The sequence below is a fragment of the Peloplasma aerotolerans genome (assembly GCF_030012175.1).
Taxonomy (GTDB): domain Bacteria; phylum Bacillota_I; class Bacilli_A; order Acholeplasmatales; family Acholeplasmataceae; genus Peloplasma; species Peloplasma aerotolerans.
In genome coordinates this window covers 37,298-58,443 of the sequence record NZ_JASCXW010000008.1, presented here as the reverse complement: position 1 = coordinate 58,443, position 21,146 = coordinate 37,298, and the positions used below count along the sequence as shown (strand labels likewise).

The window sequence follows — 21,146 nt, the reverse complement described above, 5'->3', positions numbered from 1 at the left end:
GAAATGATTCCAAAGTGGTTTTTATTGTGTTGTTTATAACGATTTCAAGTAATCAATAACATCTTTAATCGAAGCCCTCTTCAATCTTAATCGATTGTCAAGTTCATCTAATTCATAATAATCATCTGCAGGTCCTGGATATTCTACTGGATCATAAAGTACTAACATATCAAACACATCGTTATCTGGATCCAAAGTCTCTGAAATAATGTAGTAAATAATTGTGTTAGGTCCATCAGTATCAGCTTCAACGAGGGTTTCTATTTGAGTGTCATCTAAACTAGTAAAGTCGAATGCAGCAATATCAGATGCAACTGTCAAGATGTTTGTAATTCCTAAAATATCCATTGATGCTACAATATGATTCATTTCATCAATCTTAATGTCTGCATTTGCATCATTAGAGTCAAAGTTTACATCACCATCTACTGCATAAGAGTCATCTGTTGCTATACCTGCTGTAATAATACCGTCAGCAATCAATCTATAAACAATTAATGTATCGATTGCAATCAAGTTAGCAAGTACAGTTGATGTTAATAATGAGTCATCAATTGGTGTTAAGTTAGCAAGTTTTCCTGTATCATCATTACCATTAATTTCTAGTAGAGCATCAATAACACCTTGAACTTCTTCAGGAGTTAAATCAAGTTGTGCAATGCTCATATAAGCATTTGTAGGTATATCGAGTGAACTGATAATGCCATCAGACAAGATTCGATGTACAATTCTCGAATTATAGACATCATCGATAGGATCTTCACCTAAACCGACATAGTGTAATGCCTGAAGTTGTGCAATTTCTACTCCAGTCGCATCGATTGTAACAGATAAGTCGATAATATCCATTATTCTCATTGCTTCTACGAGAGCATACATTTCTATAACCTTAATATCTAAACCAATCGCATTTTCATCATAGTTTGCATCACCTAGTTCAGCATGTGATTCAAGTGTATCAAGCTCTGCATCAATAATGCCTTCTGCTATCAATCTATAAATAATAAGTTTATCTAAATCAAGCAAGCCTTCGATTAAATCTGGTGTTAATGTACTATTTGCTACCGGTGTCAAGTCATTCAATGTTTGTGTATCGTCTCCATCACTTATCAATAGAAGCGCATCAATAACACCTTGTATTTCATCAGGAACTAAATCAAGTTGCATAGCATCCATAAATGCATCTGTTGGAATGTTAAGTGATTCAATAATTCCTTCTGATAATAATCTATGAACGATAACAGAATTATAGACATCTTGAATTGGGTCAGTACCTAAACCAAGATAATGTAATTGTTGTAAGTTTGCAATTGTTGCATCTTCGGTATTAATTGGAGTTCCAAGATTAATAATACCCATAACACGCATTGCTTCTACTAATGCATACATCTCAGAAATCTTAATATCTGAACCAATTGCATTTTCATCATAGTTGAAATCTCCAACCTCAGCAAGTGATTCATCGGTTTGTAAATTCATATCGATAATACCATCTGCAACCATTCTATAATTGATTAGTGTGTTTGTATCTAAAATTTCTTCAATCGCATCTGGTGTTAACACTGTTGTATCTACCGGTGTTAATCCTAACAACGTTTCTGTGTCATCGCCATTACTTAATACGAGTAACGATGTTATAACACCCTGTATTTCATCAGGTACTAAGTCTAATATAGTTCCAGTCATGTAAGCATCTGTTGGTATAACTAATGCGTCTATAATAGCTTCTGATAACAATCTGTGAACAATAACAGATTCATATTTATCCTCAATTGGATCTATACCCAAACCTAGATAATGTAGTTGTTGTAATTGAGCTATGGTTGTTGTATCAATATCAATAGTTGTTCCTAAATTAACGATATTCATCACGCGCATTGCTTCAACTAATGCATACATTTCTGGGACTTTTATATCTGAGCCAATTGCATTTTCATCATAGTTAATATCACCATCTTCTGCAAGTGATTCATCAGTTTGTAAGTTTTGATCAATAATACCACTAGCTACAGTTCTATAAATAATAAGTGATTCTAAGTCTAGTAAACTTTCAATATCATCAGGAGTTAACAATGATGTGTCAATTGGAGTTAATCCGGCTAATGTTTCTGTGTCATCACCACCACTTAACACAAGTAATGAACCAATAACTCCTTGAATTTCATCTGGTACTAAATCTAATAATGAACCAACCATATATGCATCAGTAGGTATTTCAAGTGCCCCGATTATAGATTCTGAGAGTAATCTATGAACAATAAGTGATTGATGTAAATCTTCAACTGGATCTATACCTAAACCAATATAATGTAGCAATTGTAGTTGAGCGATTGTCGTATTGTCTACATCTATTTCTTCGCTTAAGTTAGCTATACCTAATACACGCATTGCTTCAACTAATGCATACATTTCAGAAATCTTTACATCTGATCCTGGTAGTTCAGGGTCATAGTTATTGTCTCCAGCTTCTGCAATTGATTCATCTGTATGTAAATCTTGATCAATAATATTTTCTCCAACTAAACGGTAAATAATAGGTGATTCAAGATCTAATAATGCATCAATGTTATCTGGAGTTAATTTTGTTGTATCTATAACATCAGCATCAGCAATTTCGATTTCTAGTATGTCTAGTGCATCAATCATAGCTAGTAGTTCACTTCTCTTCAAATCAAGCTTATTATCAAACTCGTCGACTTCGCTATCTTCATCATAACTTAATGAGTGAATACTAATACCACTATCAATAATGGATTGTGATAAGATGCGGTCTACCAATCTAGAATCTAGGTCGTAAAGTTCTCTTAGCTTAGCTCTTGTTATAGCATCTGTATCGATTGGTGTTAAGCTTGCTAATGTTTGTGTATCATCACCATCAGCAAGTATTAATAACACTTCAACTAAATTATATAATTCAGACTTCAATAATCTTGTTTGATCATCGTTATATGAACTTGTTGGTACTGAATCTAATGCGTCAACAACTGCGTCAGAAATAATTTGATCAATAATAACTGAATTGAGATCAAGTAAATCTTTTAGTTCAGCTATCGAAATTGTATTTGCATCAATCTCGTCAGGATTGCTTGTTCCTAAAACATCAAATGCATTAAGTAAATTAACAATCTCATTCTTCTTAACTAAACCTTCATAATCTCCATCTTCTTCATATGCATCAAGTGGAACATTCAAGTTTTCTTCAGTATCCAACATTAAATGAATGGTTACATATAGATATGATGACTCTAATACTTGTAGCACTTCTGCATCTTCTAAATCGGTAATCGTATCTAGTCCAATATTAGAACCTTCAAGATCCGTAACACCTAAAATCTTTAATCCATTAAATAAGTCGTAAATTTCAATCTTAGTTAATCGATCACGATCATCAACATTTTCTGTTGCTGTTTCTGGAATGAGTAATCTAAAAGCTTCAGGTGTAAATCTACCATCAGCAAGTTTTTCGATGACTGAATCAGACATCAGTAAAATAGATACTTTATCTCTAATATAGATAGACTCTAAGAACTGATCAAAATCGTCTTCGCCATTTTCATCACTATCTTCACCAACTAAGTTCATAATAGTTTCAACAGTTATATCTGTTCCATCGTCTAAACCTAAGAATTTAAATGAAATCATCATTTGTCTAAGTTCGTATTTCGTGATTAAACCTTCTTCAACATCTCCGACAACTGTTCCTTTACTGTCGCTTGGTGGTGTCATGTCTAAATCAACATCATCATCGCCAAATGCACCTGACAACATATCCCCAACATAATCTCCAAACGCAGGATGATCAAATAATCTAGCTAAAATGGTGTAGATATAATCTGATGCAATAAATGTTGTAAAGTCATCTGAAGGTGCTGCTGTATCAACCATGTTCGTAAACGTTCCTAATCCGATGCCACCAATATCACCAAGTAATCCAAATGAAGTAAACATTCTTCTAAACTCAGCTTTTGTTACTCTATCTGCTTCAATTTCAGAATCTAGTATCGTACCAAGCATTGCATCTGAAGGTGTTGTATCTAGATCTTCAATGGTTGTGTCTAATGCATTACCTAACATCGTTCCGACATAATCACCTAAACTTTCAAGTTTTAGTGCACGGTCTAAAATAATATATATATATCCAGCACTAAAGACACGATCAAAATCATCTTCTCCTGTATCTATATCAACATTTCTTCCGTTAAGTTCTGAGAATGTAGCTAGACCGATGCTATTAAATCCTGCTGAATCCGTTAATCCCATTGTATTTAATGCAATTAAGATATTTTTAATCTCTTCAGATTTAAATAAATCGCCATCCATTAATATAGGATCAACAGCTAAGAAATCATTTGCTAATTCTACGATTTCTTGTGCATTATTCGCTTTAGTAATACCTAATTGTTGGACATCTTCATTTGTTAAAGCATTTGAAATAAGACTATGAAGGATATATGAGTCAAATATTTCATCAAATGTATCATCTTCAATCATTTGATAGAATGTAGGAATACCTATGGTTTGCGTCAAGTCTACAAAAGATACGGCTTCAATCATTTCAATGATTTCTTCTCTTCTTAAGACTTCGTTTTCATCATAGGCACGTGTGTCGTAATGTAAAAACTCTTTTTGTAATTGTAATCCTTCAAGTGCTTCGACACCTTCAAGTTTAGTATTCAAGAATGCAATAGCAACTTCATCCATGCCGATGCCATTATACTCAAAGTTTAGTAGTTTATCAAAGATAGCAACCAATAAATTGGACTCAAGGATAACGTCAATGTGGCGTTCTCCATCTGTTCCATCTTGCATTAAAATTGCTGATAGATTAGATGCAATACCCGCACCTGTTCCAAGTTCTAATGCTCCCCAATCTAATCTTGTTCCTGACAATATGAATTTCTTGATTTCAACAACTTTGACGCCACCTTCTCTACGACCACCAACTTCAATCATATCGTATTTGTCTAGAGCAAAACTGACATCTTCTTTTGTAAATTCTTTATCTAAACCAGTTTGATTGAAGACTTGTTGTGAAGCAATTTCTGCCAATTCTTCTAAGAATAAATCATTTGTGAAAACATAATTAACTTGATCATACAACCAATTTGAATCAAATAAGTTTTCTATTACAGTTGTATTTCTTACCTTACGGTGAATTGTGTTTAAATCAGATAGAGCACTTAAATCTGCCGATGAATCGATATTTAAATTATTAAACGCTCTAATTAATGCTTTAATTTCATTGACGTCAAATAGATCATCTTCATCTTTATATGTGCCTAAAGCACTCACAATCGGTAAAAATCTTGGGTTAATAGCGCCTAAGAATGTCGTTGTTGATTGTGCACCTGAATATGCGGTCTCTACGATTCCAGCAAGTGATTGTAATGCTTCTGGATCGGTAAGTGCGAATGTAAATATTTCTTTCAATATTGTAGCATCAAAAACTTTGTCTAATTTTTCATCATCAAAGGTTTGAAGGAATGCATAAATTCCAGCACCAGGATTTGCATAAAATGGTTCCGTAACTTGCATTGATTTAACCGAGATAAATAGTTCAGATAAGTCTGATGTTGATAAGACATTATCTTCTCTTTCAAATGCTAAGAAACCATCACTGACGGTTATGTTTCCCGAATTGTTAACAATATCTCTAGCATATGCTTGTAAATCAGGACTTAGCAATGCATCACTGATAAAACCTCTTAATAAAGTAATATCAGCCAATGTTTCTAGTGATGCATCAGCTAGATTATTATATGCCTTCACGTAATCGTACATATATGTTGTACTCGAGATATCAGCAAATGTCTGATAATTTAAAGTGTTGTTTGCATCATCAATTACGGTCGCTAAACCGTGAATTAACTCAACAATCATACCAATCTTAATCATATTGCCATCACGTGCTACTTCTGGTGTTTTTAGTTCATATCCATTTAAATTCGCAGTTAATGTTGGCCCTAAATTATCGATTGCATTGACAATTGAGGTTCTTAATATTTGAGATGCATCCAAACTTCCAAATGCATCGTTAGCTCTAACGATATCTTGAAATTGTGTAATTAATGAGATTGGAGCGGACATAGGGTCTTCAGCTAATGTCACAACATCTCTAAATGATAATGTGATAGCTTCTGAACCTTGGAATGAAGCCCCTAAATCAAAGACTGCACCTAATAATGCATTTAACTCATCCATCCAGTCTTCACTCTCTGGGGAAGCAATACTTAAATTTTCAGGAATAGCAAGATATTGACTAATCGCTTGATCTCCTGCGTATATCATTAAATTATGGGCAATATTACTTAATAATAAGTGTGAATGATTTTCTAATTCAGTCGCTAGAAGATGTGATCTAAAGATTTCATCTGCTAGTAAAGGAGCAAAATCAATTTCTTCATAACTATAGTAATTCAGCCTATTATCATAAGTATATGAGGCTGCATAGTATATGAAACCTACGATTGATGATAATTCTTGTCCTAATTGTACTTCCTCAGGAATATATAACTGTTCTATTTCAAATCTATTTTTTGCATATTCTAAACCACTTGCACCAGTACGTTCAAATATTTGAAGTTCTTCGATTGCTGAGGTTAATTTTCCATATTGTGTTTGAGTAAGTGATCCGAAACCAGCAAATAATTCAATTTGAGCATCTTGTGTCATAGATGATATATTAACAAGTTGTGTTGCTGTTGTAAACAAATAAATTGACTCAGCTAACGTTAATAAATTATTAACTTCTTGCCCAAATCTAAAATCAACTACCCCTGAATCTGGATCGCTAATCAATGCTTCGTTAACGAGTTCTTTTAATTCTTGATCTTGGATGACTGTATCAACGATAATTGGACTTGCAAGTTCTATAGCAGTATTAACAACTTGGCTTTCCTCAAATATTTTTTCAACAATAGTTCTAACAGAACCCATGTGGTTAATTGCTATGTCATCAACAATACCAAAATAATCTGGCTCAACACCAAATGCTCTAGCTAATCCTAATTTCAAAACTTCTTTATATATTTCTCCAACATTTAATATCTCATCATCCCAACCAACCTCATTTAAACTTTCAGAGATTTGATCAGCTAATTCTCTTTCAATTTGGTCTCCTAATGTATTATAGACACCATAATCTACACCTATTGGGATTGATTCAATTAATAATTGAATTTCAACTATTTTTTCTAATAATGATCCTGTCCAATCGGCATTTTGATTTTCCAAAAATGTTTCTGGATCATTTATGCTGTTAACAAGTTCTACGAGATTGACATCACCAAACTCATCTGAGTATATGGCTTCAATCAAGTTAGCAATTCTAGATATCTCACCATTTTCTCCTGTAAAGAATTTAGGATTATCGATGATAAATGATAATTTATATTGCAAATAACCTTCTACTTCAGCTGGATCCATCCACGATATCTCTTGTTGAATTTCAGTAAGTGTTGTTGCATAGTCTGCAGCTGCACTTAACAGTGAGAATGTTTCCATTTCTCCGACCGCTCTAATGATATTCGCTAAACGAACACCTTCATCAGGAGATAATTCAAGCATTAATTCTGGGTTATTAGCATAGTTTAATATTTCTGCAACAGAACCAAATTCAAGTATAGCTTCGACAATTCCATAAATATTACTGAATTCATCTGACCAGTCTATGCTTGTAAACTCATCAAGCGCTGCAGCACTACCTTGTCTGTCATATAAATTAACACCATCAATATAGTCCGGTAGAAATTTTTCCACTCCATATTTAGTCGCAAATGGAATCATATACCCGATTAGATTAGAATTTCCTATATGTCCAAATATTTTTTCAATATCTCCCAAGTTGTCACTAGATATATCACGGTAATCAAAATCGTCTTCTAAATAACCTCCAGTATAAATAACTTCAGCGATACCAACAAGTCCTTCTAGTTCCCCAATAAAGTTAATTGGTGTTTTTTCCTCATCTTCGACAACATAGGTTGTAAAAATCATATCAAATATTAAACGATCTATAGGTTTTCCTTGAACAACAATTTGTCTTGTTATTGATGAAAACCCTTTTTCATTCATTTCTGCAACTTCGTTTAAATATTGTTGTATCTCATTTGGTATAGTGATTAACTCCTCATTGGTTGTGCTAAGTTCAGTAATTGAATGATGATTTGCAACTGTTACCGTATCATTAAATCCCGAAATAAAACTTGCCATAACAAGTACAGGTAATAGAAAAATAAAAGCAACTACGAGGCCATTGACAGCACCAATTGTCCCACCGAAAAAGCGACTTGAAATGTTTTTCTTGAGTCGTTTAGTGGGTACAAATTTCTTTTTCCCGGTTTGCTTTTCATTAAATTCTATTTGTAATTTTTCATTTTGTTTTCTAAGAAGTGATTTTTTTATACCAAAACTCCATATAGGTCTAAAAATAATCAAAGTAAAAAATCCTTTAATGATTGGATATAAAGTGAAGAATCCTACGATTCTCAGCACCAAATCAATGATCGCTACAATAAACCCCGTAAGTGCTGGGTCTGTAATATATGTAACAACATCTTCTGGGATAATATTCCCAGACATATTTTGAATTCGGATTACCAAATCTTGAAATGTAAATGATGGTGATAAAATGAGATTAAGCGATATGAGAGAAATCAATAATAAAGTAACAATTGTCATCAATATGTTGACAATTGTGAAGTAGGTTGATTTACTCGTTCCTCTTATAAACCCTATTAAAAAGTGCATGACTATGAAAAAGCCAACAACACCCCATTGAATCAACAATAACGATGGCATCATATGTATTCCGCCTTTCTATTGATTACTTACATCTATTTTAGCAAAAAAGGAGTTTAAACACAATAAAATATAACTTCGTTTATATTTTGATAAAACTAAGTTGCTGGATTAACATGAACCATACAGTGAATAACGTCTGGAAACTCATCTTCAACTTGATGATGAACTTTCTCAGCAATTCTATGTGCTTCTTTTAATGATAATGAAGATTCTACACCAATTTCAACATCGACATACTTTCGAGTCATATGTCTTCTTACTTTTAAATCATCAACCTTAATAACACCTTTTACTTCAAGGATAATTTTGTGGATTTGCTCAACTTCTTCTTTTGTAGGTGCTTGATCAACAAGATATGAAATTGAATCTTTGATGACTTGATATGCTAATCTAAAGATAAATAAACCTATAATCAATGCTGCTATATAATCAAAAACAATCAGATTTATTTGGGCTAAAGACAAACCTACGACTGAAAACAATGTTGCCCAAGCATCAAGTAAATGATTTTTTGAATCTGCTCTCAAGGTTGGATTGTTATATTTCTTACTGATGATTAAGAAATATTTGAATAGTATAAATTTAATGATTAATGAAAATATAGAAATAATGACAGTATAAAGATGTGGTTTGATTGCTTCTGTAGGGTCTTTAATGTAATTAAAAATCGATGTGATAGAAGTTATGCCAATATAAATGGAAGTTATAAAAAAGATAATACCTAAAACAAAGTATGCTAAACCTTCAAATTTTTCATGACCATATGGATGATCATGATCTGGCTTTTTTGTCGCAACCTTCATAACAACCAAAAGAAGTATACTAATAAAAACATCTGAAAATGAGTTAAGCCCATCACTAATTAATGCTTGAGCGTTCCCCCATATTCCAAATGTAAGTTTTAAAACTGCTAATATAACATTAGCAATTAATCCAATAGTTATTGCGTGCAGTAACCTTTTTCTTTGTTCTTGTGTCATTTTTTCCCCTAACTATAAAATCTTTTAGGTTCTTCTATTTCTTCTGATCGTTCCATGTTAATTGAAACATCTGCCTTAAATCCTGAGTGAAATTGATATTCGGGTAGGTTTATGTCAATCTCTTCATCATATCTAGCTAGGTTATGATAAACATTTCCGACATACATAATGAGTTCAATCAACATTTTAACATCTTCAACATTCTTAATACGAATTTCATCATATTCTATTGTATGGAAATCATTATAAAAATAGACGTAAATTGAAAATTCATCTTCGATATGACTGTTCATAACAACAACTTCATAGTCAAGTGAACTTAAAAACATTCTTTCTAGAAAAGCTTCTGCCATTTCTAGTTGATTTTGCATCAGTGTTTGATATATATTATTGCTGATATTATTTAATAAATCCTCTAGAAAGATCAAATCTTTCTTGTTTTTATATAAAGATTTCATTGCACGTACTTGTCCACCAAAAAGTTTAGAGTACTCAATATCAAATTGTTGTCTTTTTTCTTTGCTCCAGGAATCAGATATCATGTGGTCTCCTTTTCATATATTATTTGTCAATCGGTTGTATATGCTCGACGACATATGTTTTTTTGTTTCGGAATTGGTTTTCTTTAATCTTAAAAATCTGAACATCTTTATTGAGTAGATTTTCATATTTGATAAACGTTTCTGTAAATAGTGTTGCTTCTAGTTGTGTCATTCCATCATCAAGTTCGATAAAAGCCATCGGTTTTCCTTGTTTTGTTTTAATCGCTTTTGTTTTTTTAATATAAGCCAATACTTCAACTTGTTGCTGATGATTTAAATCATCAAGCGTATTTAGCTTGTATTTCTTTATGATATCACGATGTGCCATAATTGGGCTATATAATACATTGAAACCGAGTGCTTCTTTCTCAAATTGTGCTTTTTCGGCAAAACTGTACTCATCTGTAGTCATTAATTTGAAATCTGTAATATATTGTTCATATCCTGCATCATCAATTTGTTTATGATAATTCATAGTTTTATGGTTAAGTTTAAAAGCATCTAGTGCTCCACTATGTATCAACATTTCAACATTCTTTTCATTTAAATCTTTTTTCATTCTTAATTTGAAATCTTGATAATCTTTAAAATTTCCTAAACTTCTTTCTTCAAGAATTTTTTGGACCGTTAAACGACCAATACTTTTAACTGAAAGTAATGGTAAAAATATGGATTGATCAGTATGGATATATTGATCAGTGCTTGTGTTGATATCAGGTGGTAGAATTTGAATCTGATGTTTTCTGATTTCATTAAGATAATCATTTGTTAATCCTTCATTGCCTGTAATACTTGAAAGTAAAATTGTCATAAACTCAGGATAATAATTAGCTTTCAAATATGCCATCTGATAAGCGATCATAGAATATGCCACACTATGACTTCGATTAAATCCATAATCAGCGAATTTTACAATTAAATCATAAATTTGTTCTGCGATTTCTTTACTATAATTTTGTGATTGACATTTATCAACAAACCGTTTGCGTTCTTCTTCCAAAATGGTTAAATCTTTTTTTGAAATACCTCGTCTTAAAAGATCAGCTTCAGCTAAAGTATATCCTGCGAATTCGTTAGCAATTCTCATAATTTGTTCTTGATAAACAATGATTCCATAAGTTTGATTAAGTATGGTTTCAAGTTTAGGATGGATATATGAAAACTTCTTTCCATTTCTTCGATCTATGTACTCATCAATATGGTCCATAGGGCCTGGTCTAAATAGTGCTAAGATAGCAATAATATCTTCAAATGTATTTGGCTTCAACTTTCTTAAAACAGCACGCATTCCATTTGATTCAAGTTGAAATATCCCACTTGTCTCAGCACGTGATAATAACTCATATGTTTTCGAATCATCTAAAGGGATATCAACAAGTGAAAAAGGCTTTCCAAGGCGATGTATCGTTTTGATGACATCATCAATGATTGTAAGGTTTCTAATGCCTAAAAAATCAACTTTAAGTAATCCCAATGACTCTAAATCTGATGCCTCTAACTGACTTTGATAAAAGTCATATAATCCTTTTTGTAAAGGAATATATTGAGAAAGATCTTGCTCTGCCATAATCATGCCAGCAGCATGTGTTCCTGTGTGTCTGGGCAGTCCTTCAATTGATTTTGCAACCTTTAGAAGACGTGTCATTTCTTCATCTGTAGTATCAATTTTATCATTGATAACACTTTGTATAATCCCTGTAACTCTTGAAGTATCGATTTTCATGACACGTGCAATATCACGAATGGATGAGCGTAGTGCAAAGGTTCCAAATGTTACAATCGAAATGATATGTTTATCGCCATATTTTTCTTTAACATATTGTAAGACTTCATCTCTTTTATTATCGGGAAAATCCATATCAATATCTGGCATTGATATTCGCTCAGGATTTAAAAATCTTTCGAATAATAGATCATAAGTAATTGGATCTACATCTGTAATTCCTAAGCAATAAGCAACAAGTGATCCAGCTGAAGATCCGCGTCCTGGACCAACCAATATATCATGGGTTTTTGCATATTTTACAAAATCATATACGATTAAAAAATAGTTATCAAAACCCATTTTATGAATAATAGATAGCTCATAATATAAGCGTTCTTGATACTCTTTTAAATTTGCATTTATTATTTTTTTTAAACGCTTTTTTAGTCCGACTGTAGCTAAAGATTTTAGGTATTCATAAGGTGTTCCGTTATCTACTTTGTATATCGGCATTTCAAACTTTGGTTGTTCCCACTGATAGCTAATTGATTGAATAACTTTTTCTAGTGTGTCAAAAATAAACGGATAATCGGAGTATAATTTGATGAGTTCTTTTTTATTCAAGAAAGCATAGTTTGCTTCTTTAGGCATTTCATTCTTTTCATCATCGATTTTCACTAATGCTTCATATGCTTCACGATCATCTTTCGTTAAATATGATGTTTGATGTATCGGTAATAATTTTACTTTAGTCTTTTCAGATAACTCATATAAAGTAGGAGCAATTTTCATCTCATGATCAAAGGTATCTAAAGACATACCTAAATAGAAATGATTAAAGACTTGCTTAAAATCTTGAATATATCTAAATGCAATATCTTCATTACCATTCATAATAGATTTATCAATGATAGAATCTGGACCAGATGTAACAAAAATAAGTCCTTTTTGATGTTGAACTAAATGCTCAATAGTTAATTCGGTTTCGCTTTTTAATAGTAATATTTTTAATAGGTTTTGGAAACCTTCATTGGTTTTAACATACACTAAAAAACCCGTTTCTTCGAGTTCTATAGATACATTGATCTTTAAACCCAACACCGGTTTTATTTGCTCTTGTTTCGCTTCTTTAAAAAGCGTAAGCATGCCATGCAAGTTTTCATCGCTTAAAGCAATGAAGTCATATCCCTTGCGTTTCGCTTCTTTAACTAAAGAAGGAAGTGGAATTGCATTTTTAAGCATACTGTATGAACTTTGTAAGTATAATACACCGAACACATTCATCACCTAGTCTTATTATAACAAGTTAATGGTTATATAATTAAAAAAAAATGCTTTTGGGTCAGCATTTTTTTCTATGTTTTAGAACTTAGCAAATTCTGCTCCAAATTCAACACATGTTTCTTCTTCTTCACTACTTGGTGTTGAATTGATTTTTAATCCCTCATCTTTGAATAGTGTAGCTCCAGCTCCAACAACACGCTCTTGCCAAGCATCCATCCATTCTCCTTCGCCCCATCCATAAGATCCGAATAGTGCAACTTTTTTACCTGAAAGACTGCTTTCTACTTCTTCGAAAAATGGTTCAAACTCGTCTTCTTCTAATACTTCAACACCCATTGATGGGCATCCAAATATAAGTTTATCAAAATCAGCAACTTCACTTGGCTCAACTGCATCTACTGTTCGAAAATCAACAGTCTCACCAGCGTTTTCTAGACCTTCTTTTATTTTTTCGGCCATAATTTCTGTGTTGCCTGTTCCACTCCAATATACTAATAATACATTTGCCATGTTTATATTCTCCTTTTACTCATTTTTATAAAGTTATCTACTCAATCATTATAGTGTAATTGTTTGGGTTTGTCAAAAAGTATACTGTTACATTTTTTTCCAAATGTATAAACAAGACGCTATCCCTAGAACTGTAACAATCATAACGGGAACATATGCCGTAATCTCTCTTTTTCCCTTTATTGGATACACAGTAATTATGCGATCAAATGTAGTATAGTTGCCCCTTGAATCTGTAATGATATATGTTATTGTTTTATCTCCTGGTGTCGATGTATCAATCATTTTTGGGAAATAGGTGATTTCATAGTCGTTCAGATTATCCCCTGCTTCAATACCCTCTAGGGGATCAAAAAAATCGTTTGTTGCTATCGATAATGGTTTCCCGGATATCCAAGGAGGAATCCAATCATCTATTGAGACATATAGAATCTGTTGACTCATGTTTTGTGACTGATCAACTAAAACGTATAGGACATCATAAACACCAATTTCTTCGTAATCAATTTGATGATAAATAATAACATCATCAATCGTCAACTCATCATAATTATCATACGCTTCATAAATAAATGACTTTAAGTTAAGTGGCTCACTTCCTATTTGAATATGAGCAATACTATGTTTTAGCAATAAAACAGGTTCAACAATATCAAGAACGATAACTTCTGAATCTAGCTGCGTTGTATTGCCTGATGTATCAGTTACATAAGCATAAAGCGGGTAACTTCCTATTTTTTCATAGTCCACAAATTGATCATCAATTTCAAGTTTTAAGTTAGATTTTATATCGTAATTATCTTCATATTCAAAAAAATGGTTGAGTAACTTCTTTTGAAAATCTGTAATAATAATATCATTCATTTGATTGATTACTGGTGGTATGCTATCTATGATTTCAATATATGTTTGAAGCGTTGTTTTATTTTTGGAACCGTCTGTAACTTCAAAGGAAACTGCTGATTTACCAATAGTATTCATCTTGAATGAAGATGTTATTTTTAAAGTTAACTGATCTTTATGTGTATAGTTATCCGAATAATCAATATAAGTATCTAAAAAAGGAATAGGATCAAAAACGTTAAAAACAAGAGGTTCAAGCACCCATATTTCAGGTTTTGTTTGATCAACGACTTGAACTTTTACTTTGACATCTAGTGTGTTGTTGGAGTAATCAGATATACGATAATAGATATAGTAATAACCCAATACATCATATTCTATATCGTGCGTCACTATAACATCATCGATTGACAATTGGTCATAATTATCATAAACATCGATAATATATGATTTCAATTCATTTTCATTTAAATTTGAAAAGACTTCTATAGGTGGTGGTTGACTTTTTAAAATGATTACTGGTTTTACAAGGTCAACAATTGTTATATCTTGAATAATGGTTGTACTTAGGCCACTTTGATCGGATGCAGTAATAGAAATTGGATATACACCTAATTTCGTATAATCAACATGTGAATCATCTATATTAATATTTAAAACTAAATCATAATTATCTTTAATCGTAAAATAGTCTTGCCAAACGAAAAGAGCATTGTAGGGTAGTATCAACTCTTTTTTAAGTGTAATCTCTGGTGGTAAGTGATCATAAACCTCAAGATATCCCGTCTGAATCGTTACATTTCCTGATGGGTCAGAAATTTGATATACAATGGGATAGCTACCAATACGATTTAAAACAACTTTGGTTGAATCAATATTCAAGTTTAGTTGTTCTACTGAATAATAATTGTCGCTATAGATCAAATTTGCTTTTAGATCAGGTAATTTTTGATTTAAAGGTATTTTATATTGTGGGATATGATGAAATGTTGGTGATATTGAATCAACAACATCAAATGTTATTGTTTTGACTTGAGTGATTGAGTAAGTTGGGAAATAGACACGATACTTGATTGAATAAGTTTTCACCACATTTGTGTTGACAGTTGAAATAAATGTCCACTCAACACCATTTCTAATATAATACATATCTGGATCATAGACACGTTTTTCATTGATGTATAGTCTTGCTTCCGGTAATTCTACGTAGTCATCAACATTTTCATGCAACTGCAAAGTTAAAAAATCATTAATCCAATCGATTCGATAACTTAAGACCGTAAAAAAACTAAAAAGGGATAATAAAAAGGACATGATTTCACCTCTATCTTATGATAGTAGTTATCATATCCTTTTACTTTAATATTATAATACCGCTTCGAGCTCTTGACCTTTTTCTTTAAAAAATTGGTTTTTGTATAACTCGAAGTATGCCCCTCTTTTTTGTAGAAGCTCTTCATGGGTACCCATTTCAACAATTTGCCCCATATCTAACATAACAATTAAATCTGAATTCACAATTGTTGATAAGCGGTGAGCAACTATAAAACTTGTACGATCGCTTAACAATTTTTCAGTAGCATTTTGGATGACCACTTCAGATTCTGAATCGATTGAAGAGGTTGCTTCATCTAGAATAAGTATTCTAGGGTTCGCTAATACTGCTCTAGCAAATGATATTAATTGTTTTTGACCTACAGATAATAAGTTACCACCTTCACCAACGAATGTTTGATATCCTAAGTCTAGTTTTGAAACAAAACTATCAACACCAACCATTTTAGCTGCATAAATAACTTCTTCGTCTGTAGCATCCAATTTACCATAACGAATGTTTTCCATCACGGTTGTACTAAATAGATGTGGACTTTGAAGAACATAACCTAGGCGACTATGTAGCCAATGGATACTTCTTTCGCGATAATCTTTACCATCGATTAGAATCAATCCTTCTTTTGGTTCATAAAATCTCGATAATAGGTTGATCAAGGTTGTTTTACCAGATCCAGTGTGTCCAACTAACGCAACACTTTGTCCTGCTTTTACTTTTAAATTGAAATGGTCTAAAATGACTTCATTCTCATTGTAGTAAAATGTTAAATCTTTAAATTCAACATCACCTTTAAGATCTTCCCAGTTTTCTTTTTTGTCATTAAATAATGAACCATATTTTTCTTCAACTTCTTTTGTGTCAACTAAATCTGATTTGATTTCAATTAATCCAACAATGCGTTCAGCTGATGCTTGTGCATTTTGAAAATCCGATAAAATTCTTGAAATTGCCATAACTGGTTCAAAGAAATTGACTGTATAAGCAATAAACATTGATAATGTACCTACTGTAATGACAACTTCTAGTACATAAACTGATCCTTGAATCATGGTGGTTGCTACAGCAATATATGCTAAAACTAAGATAATAGATGAGAATACAGCTGATGAAATAACCGCTTTAATACTTGATTTTTTTAATAACTGTGCTGTATATGCAAATTCGTCATAGTTGCTTTCTTCAATACTTAAACTCTTTGTTGTTTTTGCTCCTAGGAAACCTTCGCTATATTGTGCAGTAAGTTGTGAGTTGTATTTTCTTGCTTTTCTATGTTGTTTTAAAATGAGTTTTCTAAATACATAAGCAACTGCGAGCATGATTGGTAAAATGATTGTAATAATTAATGCAAGTTTAGCAAAAGTTGCATATAAAATAATCATAATGATAATCATGGATAACCCTGCCCACACAAAATCGACTAAACCCCATGAAATAATAAGTGAAAGTCTTCTTGCATCTGAAGTCATACGTGCCATAACCCAACCTTGTGGGGTTTGATCAAAATATGAGTACGATAACGTTTGTAAGTTTTTAAATGCTTGTCTGCGTAGTTCATAACTTGTATCTGCTTCAATAACACCAGCTTGATGAATAAATCCCCATACACATAACCCAAACCCAGCTGCAACTAATAAATTGGCAGCAACAAAATACGGCCATGTAGAATAATCTCCTTCAACGAAAAACACGTCTATTGCATAACGGTTAATCAAAGGAAATGCTCCATCTAATATGGCTAACATCCCTGAAAACAGGGCTAATAATATAAGATTTTTTTTCGATTTAAATACGATGCTTAAAATCTTTTTCCATGTACTTAACTGGATTTTATACTGAACATCATGTTCATCTTCACGTTGCATCGTCTTCACCTGCCTTTAACAAAGCTTGGAACTCTTTTTCAAGCTTACCTTGGATATCCCAAAGTTTCTTGTATAAACCTTCTTGTTTAGATAAGGCTTCATGAGTACCGATTGCTTCAATATGTCCTTGGTCAAGGACAATAATTTGATCTGCTTCTTTAGCAGTTGTAATACGGTGAGTAATAATGACTGTTGTATGCTTGTAATCTTTGTTTAATAAAGCTTCTCGTATCATCATATCCGTTTTATTGTCAACTGCACTAAGTGCATCGTCAAATATCAATATCGGTTTGTCAGAAACTAAGACGCGAGCAATCGCAACTCTTTGTTTTTGTCCACCAGATAAAGTTGTTCCTTTTTCACCAACAATGGTTTCATAACCTTGTTTGAACGTTCTAATGTCCTTCGCAAGTGCTGCTGTTTCTGCAGCGCGGTAAACACGTTCTCTTTGCGCGTTCTTTTGTGCAATCGCAATATTTTCAAATACTGTTTTAGAGTATAGGAATGGGTCTTGTAAAACGACACCAATTTGGTTGCGAATGTGTTTTTTACTAATGTCTTTTAATGAAATACCATCAATTAAGATATCGCCTTGATCATATTCGTACATTCTTAAAAGTAGATTAATAATTGTTGATTTACCACTACCTGTACGTCCTATGATAGCAACTGTTTGTCCTGCTTTAATATTAAAACTAACTTTTTTAAGTAAATGATCATTGGTATCAGAAAATTTGAAGGATACATCCCTAAATTCTATTGAACCTTGAACTTCTGGCTTTTGTGTTCCATCGTTTTCGTATTCACTTGGTTTATCCAAGATTTCATTAATACGATCTGATGCAACCAATGCTTTTCCAAAGTCATTAATGATTCTACCTAGACCTCTAACTGGCCAAATTAACATACCAACCAGCGATAACGATGCCACGACACCAGAAGCATCCATTGTACCTCTTTGTACAGCATATACACCGATTGCGATAATAACTAAATACTGGCTGATACCAACAAAGTCCATTGCTCCCCAATATACGGCAACAATTTTATTTGCCTTTTTAAGTGCATCTGCATATTCTCTATTTTTAGTATCCATTTTTTCAATCTCGAATACTTCATTTGCAAACGCTCTAACAACGCGAGCTCCTGATAAATTCTCTTGGACCACAGTCATCATTTTAGATTCGGTTTCTTCAATGTTTTTAAATATTTTGTCAATTTTAACGAAATAAATCGTGGATGATACTGCAACCAACGGAACAATCGCAAGTGTTATCCAAACCATTGTTGGATTGATACGAATCAGTTGATAAGCACCAAAAAACAAGGTAGCTGATAAATGAACAACATCTAACATTCTGCCAGTTAAGAAACCTGTGGTTGCTTCAACATCGGTTGTTACGCGTTGGATTAAATCTCCACTATCTGCATTATTATGAAACTCGTAATTTAAATCTTGAATGTGTCCATATAAATTAATTCTCATTTTTTCTGCCATGCGCTCTTGGATTGATCCTTTAAGCCACATTTCAAAAAATCTAAGCGTAAATCTAAATATTTGAAGTACCATTAAAGATAATGCAATTCTGAAGACAACTTCTATGAAAACACTACTCTTTTCAAAATATGCAATTAGAAAAGAAGGTAAGTTGACTTCACCTACAGATACACTTCCTGGCGCGATTCCTGGTTGCGCTAAAAGTGCCTTGATTAAGTATTGTGTAAACAAGGGAACGTTCGAGTAAGTCCATTGGTGAAAGGCTGTTAAGAATGCAGCTACCATGAATAGTACTAAAAAGCCCTTTGCTAAGCCGAATAATTTTATGATTCGCATGATGTTCCCTCCTTAGCCTATATAAGTATATAAGAATTGTCAATTTTAGTCAATTTTTTTTAGGTATAATGCACAAAAAAGGGGGTAAAAAGAAAAAAAGATTAAGAAATGCCTTAATCTTCACTATTTCGTCCTTGTTCTGTTCTCTTCAACATCTTCAATTTTGGGAGAAACTTTTTGGTGACTTGAACTGCCTCTTTGTAGTGTTGATACTCTGAAAACAAGTGTTGAGTATCAAACATTAGATAGTCTAGAACTTGATAATCATCTGTTAATGCTTTGATACCTAAGATCTCTCTCCTTAAGTAATTAAGCAACTTTGTTTTATCCCTACTATATTTATGCCTAAGATGAGTAATAATAAGTTTTACGGTTTGGCATAGATTTGTCATTTGATTGGTCTCTTCAAGCACTTGATTAATTTGATTCTCTTGACTCAAATAATCAAGAGAGATGAGATGCAAGATTAGAAACCTAGAACACTTTTTGTAATGTTGAGTTGTATACTTGATGACTTCATCATATTGTTGATGATTAAAATGTGCTTGTGCCAAAGTATAAGATTTATCATATTTTGATATTTGTTTCATTTTTGATAATTTTCGTTTGATTTCATAAGGCTCTTGATATATGGATTGAAATAACACATATTTATTTTTTATGTCTTGAAGAAAATGGTAATACTGATAATCAATCAATTGATTCACGTATTCCGAATATAAACTCAAGATATCAGCAACCTTATGCATGCGGAAAGCATTCAATAATCTATTCTTCATTAATAGTAAGACTAATCTTGAATCAATTTTTGCTGCTGGTGGTGCACATAATAAAACTTTGTATGCATCACTATACTGATTCTGATGATATAGCATTTCGCTTAAGCATATGAGTAAAAGCGATAATTCATTGTCATTAAGATTTGGAATTGATGTCCTTAGTTCGTTATATTGCAAACCGGCTTTTTCAAATTCCATATTAATCGTGTATACACCTAAACGTATGAGGAATGCTTGATAATCTTTTCTTGTACCATATTCTAAAATGATGTTATCTAATGAGTCTGTTACGGAAATCATGGAATCAATAATTAGATCAATATGTGATACATAAAGATTATAATCGTTGTTGAAAGTATCAGTTAAATTAAATCGATCCATTAATAAATCAATAAATTGAATACCCGGGTGAATTAGATTATTCTCTAGTTTTGATAAGTAAGATACACTACATATACCTTCAGCACCCTCTTCTAATGTCATGTTCATTTCCTTTCTTTTAAACTTGATTGCGGATCCTACTGGTTTTATCTCATATAGTTTCTGCTCCTTTCTTTTGTTAATTTGTTTGTGGATTTGTAAAATGTTAGCGTTCATATTCCCTCCCAGAAATGTTTTTTTATGTTTAATTATAAAATTTTGTTTTTTAAAAATCCAAAAAAATTAGAAAAA

9 protein-coding genes are annotated in these 21,146 nt (G+C 32.3%); all 9 read right to left on the bottom strand.

The genetic code is table 11. The features are described from left to right. Positions 1 to 33: 33 nt before the first annotated feature. On the bottom strand, positions 34 to 8,802 hold the full coding sequence (locus tag QJ521_RS03865; RefSeq protein WP_282839113.1) for a hypothetical protein: 8,769 nt from the start codon (positions 8,800 to 8,802) through the stop codon (positions 34 to 36). 95 nt (positions 8,803 to 8,897) lie between these two features. Then, positions 8,898 to 9,782 carry a cation diffusion facilitator family transporter gene (locus QJ521_RS03860; protein WP_282839112.1) on the bottom strand — a complete coding sequence of 295 codons (885 nt, stop codon included), beginning with the start codon at positions 9,780 to 9,782 and terminating at the stop codon, positions 8,898 to 8,900. Between the two features lie 8 nt (positions 9,783 to 9,790). Beyond that, on the bottom strand, positions 9,791 to 10,324 hold the full coding sequence (locus QJ521_RS03855; RefSeq protein ID WP_282839111.1) for a hypothetical protein: 534 nt from the start codon (positions 10,322 to 10,324) through the stop codon (positions 9,791 to 9,793). A gap of 19 nt (positions 10,325 to 10,343) precedes the next feature. Further along, on the bottom strand, positions 10,344 to 13,307 hold the full coding sequence (locus tag QJ521_RS03850; protein WP_282839110.1) for a DNA polymerase III subunit alpha: 2,964 nt from the start codon (positions 13,305 to 13,307) through the stop codon (positions 10,344 to 10,346). Between the two features lie 84 nt (positions 13,308 to 13,391). Then, positions 13,392 to 13,823 carry a flavodoxin gene (locus QJ521_RS03845; protein ID WP_282839109.1) on the bottom strand — a complete coding sequence of 144 codons (432 nt, stop codon included), beginning with the start codon at positions 13,821 to 13,823 and terminating at the stop codon, positions 13,392 to 13,394. An 87-nt stretch (positions 13,824 to 13,910) separates the two neighbouring features. Further along, the gene (locus QJ521_RS03840; protein WP_282839108.1) at positions 13,911 to 15,980 is read right to left on the bottom strand and encodes a DUF5011/hyalin repeat domain-containing protein; all 2,070 of its coding nucleotides are present in this window, start codon (positions 15,978 to 15,980) and stop codon (positions 13,911 to 13,913) included. Between the two features lie 51 nt (positions 15,981 to 16,031). Beyond that, positions 16,032 to 17,861 (bottom strand): ABC transporter ATP-binding protein, encoded by a 1,830-nt coding sequence (locus QJ521_RS03835; RefSeq protein WP_282839107.1) that lies wholly within the window; start codon positions 17,859 to 17,861, stop codon positions 16,032 to 16,034. After that, positions 17,851 to 19,695 carry an ABC transporter ATP-binding protein gene (locus QJ521_RS03830; protein ID WP_282839105.1) on the bottom strand — a complete coding sequence of 615 codons (1,845 nt, stop codon included), beginning with the start codon at positions 19,693 to 19,695 and terminating at the stop codon, positions 17,851 to 17,853. The genes QJ521_RS03835 and QJ521_RS03830 overlap by 11 nt, the downstream gene beginning before the upstream one ends. A gap of 113 nt (positions 19,696 to 19,808) precedes the next feature. After that, on the bottom strand, positions 19,809 to 21,071 hold the full coding sequence (locus tag QJ521_RS03825) for a helix-turn-helix domain-containing protein (RefSeq protein WP_282839104.1): 1,263 nt from the start codon (positions 21,069 to 21,071) through the stop codon (positions 19,809 to 19,811). Positions 21,072 to 21,146: the final 75 nt, after the last annotated feature.

Bases quoted from the DNA above. Each gene is read 5' to 3' on its own strand.
- QJ521_RS03865 (WP_282839113.1), bottom strand. From the start codon at position 8,802: ATGATGCCATCGTTATTGTTGATTCAATGGGGTGTTGTTGGCTTTTTC.
- QJ521_RS03860 (WP_282839112.1), bottom strand. From the start codon at position 9,782: ATGACACAAGAACAAAGAAAAAGGTTACTGCACGCAATAACTATTGGA.
- QJ521_RS03855 (WP_282839111.1), bottom strand. From the start codon at position 10,324: ATGATATCTGATTCCTGGAGCAAAGAAAAAAGACAACAATTTGATATT.
- QJ521_RS03845 (WP_282839109.1), bottom strand. From the start codon at position 13,823: ATGGCAAATGTATTATTAGTATATTGGAGTGGAACAGGCAACACAGAA.
- QJ521_RS03840 (WP_282839108.1), bottom strand. From the start codon at position 15,980: ATGTCCTTTTTATTATCCCTTTTTAGTTTTTTTACGGTCTTAAGTTAT.
- QJ521_RS03835 (WP_282839107.1), bottom strand. From the start codon at position 17,861: ATGCAACGTGAAGATGAACATGATGTTCAGTATAAAATCCAGTTAAGT.
- QJ521_RS03830 (WP_282839105.1), bottom strand. From the start codon at position 19,695: ATGCGAATCATAAAATTATTCGGCTTAGCAAAGGGCTTTTTAGTACTA.
- QJ521_RS03825 (WP_282839104.1), bottom strand. From the start codon at position 21,071: ATGAACGCTAACATTTTACAAATCCACAAACAAATTAACAAAAGAAAG.